The organism is Spiroplasma sp. hy2 (genome assembly GCF_044714365.1).
In the GTDB taxonomy this organism is placed as follows: Bacteria; Bacillota_I; Bacilli_A; order Mycoplasmatales; family Mycoplasmataceae; genus Spiroplasma; species Spiroplasma phoeniceum.
This window is the reverse complement of the sequence record NZ_RXFZ02000026.1, coordinates 1-8,906: the sequence shown is the minus strand read 5'-3', so window position 1 is coordinate 8,906 and position 8,906 is coordinate 1. Positions and strand designations below refer to the sequence as shown.

The following is an 8,906-nucleotide window of genomic DNA, read 5'->3' as shown; positions in this document are numbered from 1 at the left end:
KTTTTAATTTCTTTAATTTTATTTTTTATTTTTAATCATCGTTTATCTTTTTTAAGTCAACGAAAAAATGTTTTTAAATTTTTTGGTGCTTTATTTTTTAATTCTTCACCATGAATTCCTTTTTTTAAATTATAATACAAAGATAAAACACCACCAGCACGTTTATCAGAATATTCAAAATATAAATCACAGATATTTTCACGAACATCATTACTATATTGATAATTAATATTATTAGGAACTGTTGATTTTAATAATAAATCTTCAAAATTATTATTTGCATATGCAAGTAAAATTTTATTTGCTCAGTAATAAAAAGTTGAAAACTTATTTTTAAAATATTTTTTAATTAAATCTTTTAATAACAACTTAGTTTCAAGAAAAAACTCCTTACATAAATTAATATATGCAAATATTTTTGTTTTTATTCTTTTATAGTATTTATTTTTATAATTTTTACTTAAAAAATCTTGCAATTTTGCTTGTAAATCGCTTAAATTAGAGTTATTAATAATATATTTCATTAATTTACACCCACCTTAAAAATATATATTAAATTATGTTAATTATAACATTTTGAAATTAATTAACTTTTTATTAGTTATTATTTACAATTTATAAAGAAAGAAGAGAAAATATTATGCATGACTTAATAAACCTAGACGAAGATTTAAAAAAATGTAAAAATTGTAGTTTTATTACTCAAAAAATAGATGATAAATGAATAACTATAAATATTGGCGATAAAAACTGTGGTAAATAAAAATTAATCTTATCTTTAATTTATAAAATATATCAAATACCCAACTAAAAATGTTAAAATAATTATAATATTTTAAAAGAAAGGAAAAATTATATGAAAAAGATACTTAGTATTTTAGGAGTAATTGGATTAACAGCAACAAGTACAACATCATTAATTAGTTGTGAAAAACCAAATAACAATGAAAACGGGGGGCGTAATAAACCAGAACCTACACCAGAACCACAACAACCACCAGAAAATAGTAGTTGAAAGTTAATTGATAGTTCTTTAAATAATATACAAAAAGAATTTAAAAATCATAATAATAAATGATATTTTATTATTTGAAAAAGAGGAAATAGTTCACATTGAATATGACAATCAATGTTTTTTAAATATGATGAGTCTGCTCCTAGAATGACGGGTGCTTGACTTTCTTCTATAAAATCAATTTATCGTTGAGATAATACAAATGAGCCTAAAAAACTAGAATTTAATGAAAGTACTGGCAAAATTATAGATTGGAAAGAACAAAAGGACTAACAAGTCCTTTTTTAAATTAATCGCACAAATTTCATAAAGATAATTAACAAGAATAAATTAGTTATTGTACTATACAATGCAGGACTAAATTTTCATACTTCGAATGTTTGATTAAAAAAACTATATATTGTTTGAAATATTTTTCCAACACCACTCGCTAATTCGTTTACTTGTTTAATACCAGGAATATTATTAACTATTCAAATTGCAGCATTTCTGATATGACACGCTAAATTATATCAACTACAACTTTCATATTGTGCTTGTCATCATTGACTATCGGGAAATAATCCACCGTTATTAATTTCTTGTCAATTATAAATACCAAAATTAAAATCATAATAACGATACATATCATTATCTTTTTGTGCTTGTAATTCAAAGACATTATAACCTATTTTTTGTTCTTCCATTTTTTTATATTTTAAACCATATTTATCTTTTAAAGCACCTTCAAAAACATAACCATCATTTTGATTAATATTATAATTATTTGAGACTGAAAAATCATAGTTAAATACATCTCCATAATTTGTGTTATAAAACCGATTTTTATAAGCAGAGTACATTTTAAAATCTAATGATTTATATTTATCAGAAAAATAAAAGTAACGAGGATAAATTTTAAAACCATTATTTACTAATAAACCATACTTTTTATTATATCCCTGTGTATAAGTATTATTTTCTAAATCAAAAATTGTTCGTAAATAATCTTTATAAAAATTTTGCGAAACTGTAAACATACTATTTAATAATTTTTCAAATTGATTTTTATTAATATTATTTTTATCAATTAAAACATCTCTAAAATTAACTAATTTTAAACCAAAAAAGTTAATTAAAACAGTATCATACTGTAAATTATCAATATAACCACTTTCAATAAAATTACTCCGATTTTGAAATACTGGCACCAAAGCATAAGCAAAAAAGGCTTTTAAAAACTTATTAATATCAATTTGACCTTTCATCTGTTCATAATATTTAATATTTCCATTTTCTAAATATGAATTAGTATTTCCATCAAAATTAAAGATGTTATCTTTATCTTGCATAAAAGTAAACAAAAAACCTAATTTAATTTCCTTATAAAAATGAGATGAATCATTACTTGCTGTCTTAGTATGTGTCAATTCTAAACTGCCAGCAATAATGTTATTATTTTTATCAATCGTTAAAATCATCCGATAAATTGATTTTTTAATAAAATACATAGCAGTATATCTGTCGCTTTCATCAACAATTTCAAAATCAAAAATTATTCGTTGTGTTCCAACAATAGAACTCTCATAATCGGGATTACCGCCTTGCTGAACTCTAATATTTTCTTGGATAATAACATCAATATATGTTAATAAAAAAGAACGAGTATTTTGATAATCATTATCGGTTCAAAAAATAACATCACCAGTACTTTCATTAAATTCTAGTTTTTTAGGTTCATTTGTATTATCTCAACGATAAATTGATTTTATAGAAGAAAGTCAAGCACCCGTCATTCTAGGAGCAGACTCATCATATTTAAAAAACATTGATTGTCATATTCAATGTGAACTATTTCCTCTTTTTCAAATAATAAAATATCATTTATTATAATTTTTAAATTCTTTTTGTATATTATTTAAAGAACTATCAATTAACTTTCAATTTTGATGAACCAAATTAACTTCTTGTAAATCATTTATATTTGTTTTTATTTTATTTAACATTGCTGTTAAATTATATTTATTTGTAAAAGAGTAAATAAAATTTGTTAATTCTCTTAAAAATTGTTTTTTATCAACATCATAAAATTTATTAATGTTATATTGTTTAGTATAATTATCTCAATTTTTATATAAATCCATAAATTTATCACTAGGTTTATCATAAGAAACACCAGTTGAATAACTATCTTTTAAAAAATCTAAATATCATTTATCGTTATAAGTTAATGATTTTGATGTTTTTAAAGTTGGATTAATAAAATAATTGGTATCACTTCAATTTTCGAAAAAACTACTGCGTAAAAACATCGTATTAATAAAATCAGTTTCATTTATACCAGTTTCTACACTTCGCTTTGTTCTTGCTTTTTCTGTTATTTGTTGTGATTGATGGTTTTGTTGTAATGTCATTGCCCCTAATGAGAAAAAAGAAATTAATAATATTGGTACAAAAGAAAATAATACTAAAAACTTACGCATTATTCTCTACCAACTTATTTTTACGATTTTCTTTTATTAATTTAATAATTTCATTAAATAAATAACCATAAAAATAATGAATTATTAAAATATCTCATAATATAATAAATCATAAACCATAAAATATATAACCATTTATACCACTATATTTTTCTTTTAATTCGCCAATCGTTGAAACTGTATCTAAAATACATACAAACGCTAATAAACAACTAATAATAAAATATAAAATTAAATCAACCCAAGAAATAAATAAACCATTTTGTTTCTTTTTCTTTTTATTTTCTACATTACTTTTCATAAATTTAACTCCTAACTATATAATGTTTTTGAAATAATAAAACCAATAATATATAAACTTGATATTGTTAACATTAACGGATGACTAAATAAAATCGCCATTTTACCAAAAATAGATAATAACCAAGTATCAGAATTATATAAATCCATAATAATATTTTTTGCTGATGTCAACTGATTAATAATAACTGTAATAAAACCAGTACCAAATATAGCAATTGCCGCTACCAATAAAACTAACTTAATCATATAAAATCAACTCCTTACTTATTTTTTTATTCTTTTAGTGCTATGAATTCTTTTAAAGCCTTGTTCTCTTGTTTTTGCTTGTCTTACTAAACTTGATAATTGCTGTTTATTACGACTAAATTTAAACTGTTTACGCTCTTTAATATGCCCTTGTAAGCCTTTTTTAGTACTAGAAACACCTCGAACAGTAGCACCGTATAGTTTAGAACTATTAATAACACCACTTTTAACTATTGAACCTAAATCGTTATAATTAGTTGATGTTCCGTGAATAGCATAAATTGATAACTTAATAACCATAAAAAAGATTAAAAAATAAGCAATCGTTATATTTGTCATTGGTAATTTAGTATTTCAAATTACATCAAAAACAAATAAAAAAGTATCAAAAATAAAACTAAAAATCTTATTTCAATTATCATTATTAACGCTTTCACTTAATAAATTACTCATTTTTTATCTTTCCTTTCCCTTTTTTTGCTTTTAAATTTTCTTTCAAAATATCAATATCAAACAATTCTAAGCGTTGTTTATTGTTTAATTTTGATATATCTTTTCAAAAGTACTCTTTTTTATTAATAACTTCATCATTTTTTAAATCACGAACAAAACTTAATCAATGACTATCATATTTATTGGCAAATTCAAGCGGAATAATTATCTTAAAAAACCGAATTCCTAAACCAACATCCGATTTATGTTTTGCTCGTTTACCTTCTGCTGTTCGTTCTACTGATTTTGTTTTTCAAATTTCATAATCGGTAATATCTTGAAAAATACCAATTCGCATAACAAAACTACGATTAAAAATATTACCTAATTTTGACTTAACGGGTTTTTTCAATGAAATCGGAATAATAATACCACTCGCTAAATGACGAATATTATTTCACATCATACCCTCACGCTGTACGGTAAAAATTGCTCTATTTTTAAAATGTCTTGCTAAAACAATTCACACACTTTTACCACCGTGAACTTTTTTAACTTCGTGGGGACTAGTTCCATCAATATATAAATAACTTTCATCAAATAAAATAAAACTATCATCAGGGGGAACTAGTTTTGTTCTATCAGTAAAATCTAAATTATTAAAAGTTAAAAGTTTTATTGCATCATCTTCGATTGGATAATTACTATAAATTTTCTTTGTTAAAAGTTTCATAACTTGTGATAAAAAAGTTAAAAGTAATGTTTTACCAGTTCCTAATTTACCAATAATTACTGATAACGGATTATCTCAAATAAAGTAAACTAAACGAAAAACATTTAACTGATAAAAAACATTTTTTCAAATTCACCAAACAAAATAAACACACTGCAAAGCAAATAATAGTCAAAATACTAAACCAGTATAATTTAATGAAATTATTCAAAGCAATAAATCAATTAAACTAAACAAAACCATTGAACCACTAATATAACAAAAGTTTATTAGAAAAAATGCAAACTTTTTCATTATTTAAAATAGCCAACTATTTTAAAAATCATTCACAATAAGAACCAAGTTAAAAACAAAATTACAATTCAAATGCCAATCATAAGAGTTAAATATTCATTTTGAGTTAAATTTCAAGTTGTAATAGTTTCAACATTCGTTTTATCTATAAACAAAAAGACATAAATAAAAAACTCTTTTAATTTTTCTCAATCATTTTGCATTTTTAAAAACTCCACATTTTCTGAATAAGTTTAAAAAACATTCCAAAAAATAAAATTATAAATAATACAAACGATATAACATATAAAAATTCAGGGGCATTTGAACCAATAATATAACTAACAAATTGAACTCAATAATTATATAAACTCACTATCTAATTCTTCTAAATCGCAAATTAATTGTTCTACTTTTTCATCATTTCAATTTATTAAATTATTATTGTTATTTGTTTTTACTTTTTTAGGTTCATTTAAAAATAATGCTTTATGCATACGCGTAAAATAGTTTTGTTTATATTGATTATACAAATCAATTATTTCTGTTCCAGTTAAAAATTTTCAATCATGTTGTTTTAAATTTTCATCATATTTTACAATACTATAAGAATTATCATAAATTAAACCGATTGCTATTTGTTCTGAATGTTTTTGACTAGGATAAATAAACTTATTACTCAACCAAAAACCAATATGACGATTGTGATTAGGTAAATTTATAAAACTTGCTTTATCTGTTTCAAAAGGGATAAGTTCCTTAGAAATAAAATAATTTACTATATTTTGATTTTTCTTAACAAAATTACTCAATTTTATCAACTCCTAACTAATATAAATATTTGTTTAATTAAACAATGTTATATTTAATGTTTATATACTGCTTATTTACTGATAAAAACAATGTTATACATAATGCTAATATATTGCTTATTTAATGTTTAATAAACAATGTTATTAACAATGTTAAAAATATAAAATAATAAAAATTGGCACACTGAAAAATACTATTAAGTTTTAAAGTAATAGTTATATAAATAAATTAATAAAAAATAAATAAACTAGTGTGCCTTAGTTTTTGTTAAAATACTTTGAATATAGAGTAATATACTCTTAAAATCCTTTAACCATATGACGGAAAAAGTTTAATATCTTAATAATAATAAATAATCCAAATGGAATTAAAATAATTCATGCATCACCTAAAAAGGTCATTAATTGCGGTAAAATACCATATACAGCATCTTTTACTTTACCCATTGCATTACCTAAACCAGTTCAAATGGAATTCATTCCATCACCAAAACCGATTTTTGTAACTGTTTCAGTTAATAAATTCATTATTTTCTATCCTCCTTTTTTTCAAGTTCTTTTTTTTCTTTTTTCTTACCTTGAATTTGTCTAACTTTTTGATAAATTGATAAACCAATTCACGCAAAAATTCCTAACAAAATCAAAACACTAAATATCCATGTTAATCATACTGGCATGATATAACTCCTTTCAATAAATTAAAAAATTGAAATTTGTAAACTCGCTCCGCTCGTTGTCGCTTTGCTCCACTTTAAAAACATTATTGAATAAATTATCCGCTAATAAATTACGCGGAATAATTTATTCTTTACTTTTTAATTTCAATATCTTTTGCAATCTTATTAACAGTATTAATAACATTATCTTTACCATATTTTTTTACTAACGACCACAAAATAAAATATTGCTTTGTTTGCATAATTTCAACTCCTTATTTAAAATATTAATAAAATTTATTTCTAAAAATGTAAACACCACAAAAGTACAAAATGTTTGTGGTTTCTACAAATTTTAATTGTTACTGGCTTCGCATCAGCAACATAGTGTGTATGATCTGTTCCATTTACAACGACCTCTTTCACATTAAAACCATTCAAAATTGCTTGTTCTTTTGTATATCCTGTTCGAGCAATTTCACTTTCGAAAACCTGCATAATACTTGTTCCAATTCCACCAGGAAAATGATCTTTCTTTCCTGCTAAAATATTACCTAGAACCTTACCATTTTTGGCTGCAATTGTTGCTAACGACATATAATTTAATTTATTATCAATAATATTTTTTGTCATCACACAATCACCTACAGCATAAACATCTTTAATATTTGTTTCAAATTTGTTATTCACTAAAATTGCCCCAAATTCATTCATTTTTAAATCTGTTGTTTTTAAAAAATTAGTTGCCGGAGTAACCCCAATTGCAACTAATACTAAATCTGTTACAATTTCTTCTTCCGGTGATAATTTAATTTTTGTTACCTTATTATTTTCAACAACAAGTTCTGTTACTTTGGTATTTGTTTTAATTTTAATTCCTTTTTTTCTAAATCATTTGCTAATAAATGCGCAATATCTTCGTCAAGCAATTTTCGTGAAATTCATTTGTCAGCTTCAATTAACGTATTTTTTTTCTTGCCAAGCCAAAACTTTCACAAAATTCTAATCCAATAAAACCTCCGCCAATAATAGTAACATTTTTTACTTTTTTTAAACGTGAACGTAATTCAATGGCAGCTTCCAAGGTTGTCCCTGTAAAAACATTTACAGCGTCTTCTCCTGCTAAATTTAAACGACGTGGTGTTGCTCCAACACTAATAATTAATTTGTCATAATTATCAATAAATTCTTGGTTTGTATTATAGTTAATTCCGTAAATAGTTTTTGTTTTAAAATCAATGCGTGTTATTTCACAACTAGTTTTAACAAAAATCCCCCGATTTTGAAATTCTTCAACAGTTCGTGCAATCATTCTTTCTGCATTGTCAAAATGTTTTCCAACATAATAAGGAATTCCACAAGCTCCTAATGATGGATATTTAAACTTTTGATAAGCAATAATTTCAACATCATTTTTTAACATACGTTTTAATTTACTTGCTGCTGTCATGCCAGCTGTTGAACCACCAATTACTATTACTTTCATATTTTTCAACTCTCTTTCTTCTATAGTAATATTATAACCTTAGATTATTAAAATAAAAATAAAGGACTAAGCCTTTATTCTTTGTTTTTTCTTTTTTCCCGTTTTCGTTTTTTTCGCAATCTTGACCATTTAAAAAGAATTAAGTCTTCATTTTCTAATGAATTAGTTAACTGAGCAGCAGTTGTTGTTGCTTGTAATCCCCCGCAACATTGACAGCTGTTCGTTCCATATCAAATAAACCATCTAGAGCACCAATAATTGCATAAACTGGCACATACAATGTTCCTAATCCAATTCCTCCTAAAACACCAGCAGTAACAACACTTGCTGTCCCTGGCACACCAGCAATTCCTAACGATGCGACAACTACTACCAATAAAACAATAGACTTCTTGCATAACCTATTAAAATAATTGTAAATATTTTTAAAAAGATACTAATAGCAAATTATAATTTTAATTAATTATGTCTTTTATTTAAAAATWWHM

Annotated in this window: 13 protein-coding genes and 1 pseudogene; 1 reads left to right on the top strand and 13 read right to left on the bottom strand. The window is 23.8% G+C overall.

Translation table 4 applies throughout. The annotated features are described in order from the left end of the window. Positions 1–524: pseudogene (locus tag EHV01_RS01655) on the bottom strand (IS481 family transposase); the annotation flags it as partial. Positions 525–856: 332 nt separating this feature from the next. Between EHV01_RS01655 and EHV01_RS01650 the strand changes: the two are divergent. After that, complete coding sequence (locus tag EHV01_RS01650) at positions 857–1,288, top strand: lipoprotein (protein ID WP_422065924.1); 432 nt, start codon at positions 857–859, stop codon at positions 1,286–1,288. Positions 1,289–1,299: 11 nt separating this feature from the next. On the opposite strand, the gene EHV01_RS01645 is transcribed toward EHV01_RS01650, so the two are convergent. The 12 genes from EHV01_RS01645 to EHV01_RS01590 all read right to left on the bottom strand — a co-directional run bounded on the left by EHV01_RS01645 (position 1,300) and on the right by EHV01_RS01590 (position 8,794). After that, positions 1,300–3,477 carry a spiroplasma phage ORF1-like family protein gene (locus tag EHV01_RS01645; protein ID WP_422065923.1) on the bottom strand — a complete coding sequence of 726 codons (2,178 nt, stop codon included), beginning with the start codon at positions 3,475–3,477 and terminating at the stop codon, positions 1,300–1,302. After that, positions 3,470–3,778 carry a hypothetical protein gene (locus EHV01_RS01640; protein ID WP_422065922.1) on the bottom strand — a complete coding sequence of 103 codons (309 nt, stop codon included), beginning with the start codon at positions 3,776–3,778 and terminating at the stop codon, positions 3,470–3,472. The genes EHV01_RS01645 and EHV01_RS01640 overlap by 8 nt, the downstream gene beginning before the upstream one ends. An 11-nt stretch (positions 3,779–3,789) precedes the next feature. Continuing rightward, entirely contained in the window at positions 3,790–4,026 is a 237-nt protein-coding gene (locus EHV01_RS01635) for a hypothetical protein (RefSeq protein WP_004028554.1), read from the bottom strand. Positions 4,027–4,044: 18 nt separating this feature from the next. Beyond that, positions 4,045–4,479, bottom strand: a complete 435-nt coding sequence (locus EHV01_RS01630) for a hypothetical protein (RefSeq protein WP_422065921.1) — start codon at positions 4,477–4,479, stop codon at positions 4,045–4,047. Further along, entirely contained in the window at positions 4,472–5,485 is a 1,014-nt protein-coding gene (locus tag EHV01_RS01625; RefSeq protein ID WP_422065920.1) for a hypothetical protein, read from the bottom strand. Before EHV01_RS01625 ends, EHV01_RS01630 begins: the two co-directional genes overlap by 8 nt. After that, entirely contained in the window at positions 5,485–5,688 is a 204-nt protein-coding gene (locus EHV01_RS01620) for a DUF2649 family protein (protein WP_422065919.1), read from the bottom strand. The genes EHV01_RS01625 and EHV01_RS01620 overlap by 1 nt, the downstream gene beginning before the upstream one ends. A gap of 138 nt (positions 5,689–5,826) precedes the next feature. Next, positions 5,827–6,276, bottom strand: coding sequence for a DUF3627 domain-containing protein (locus tag EHV01_RS01615; protein ID WP_422065918.1), 450 nt, complete (start codon positions 6,274–6,276; stop codon positions 5,827–5,829). Positions 6,277–6,576: 300 nt separating this feature from the next. Continuing rightward, the gene (locus EHV01_RS01610) at positions 6,577–6,804 is read right to left on the bottom strand and encodes a hypothetical protein (RefSeq protein WP_004028563.1); all 228 of its coding nucleotides are present in this window, start codon (positions 6,802–6,804) and stop codon (positions 6,577–6,579) included. Further along, a complete protein-coding gene (locus tag EHV01_RS01605) occupies positions 6,804–6,953 on the bottom strand; it encodes a hypothetical protein (RefSeq protein ID WP_422065917.1) in 150 nt (49 codons plus the stop codon). The genes EHV01_RS01610 and EHV01_RS01605 overlap by 1 nt, the downstream gene beginning before the upstream one ends. Positions 6,954–7,235: 282 nt before the next feature. Then, complete coding sequence (locus EHV01_RS01600; RefSeq protein ID WP_422065916.1) at positions 7,236–7,877, bottom strand: FAD-dependent oxidoreductase; 642 nt, start codon at positions 7,875–7,877, stop codon at positions 7,236–7,238. A 13-nt stretch (positions 7,878–7,890) separates the two neighbouring features. Beyond that, positions 7,891–8,418, bottom strand: a complete 528-nt coding sequence (locus EHV01_RS01595) for an FAD-dependent oxidoreductase (protein WP_422065915.1) — start codon at positions 8,416–8,418, stop codon at positions 7,891–7,893. A gap of 166 nt (positions 8,419–8,584) precedes the next feature. Next, a complete protein-coding gene (locus EHV01_RS01590) occupies positions 8,585–8,794 on the bottom strand; it encodes a cation:dicarboxylate symporter family transporter (RefSeq protein WP_422065914.1) in 210 nt (69 codons plus the stop codon). Positions 8,795–8,906 lie beyond the last annotated feature (112 nt).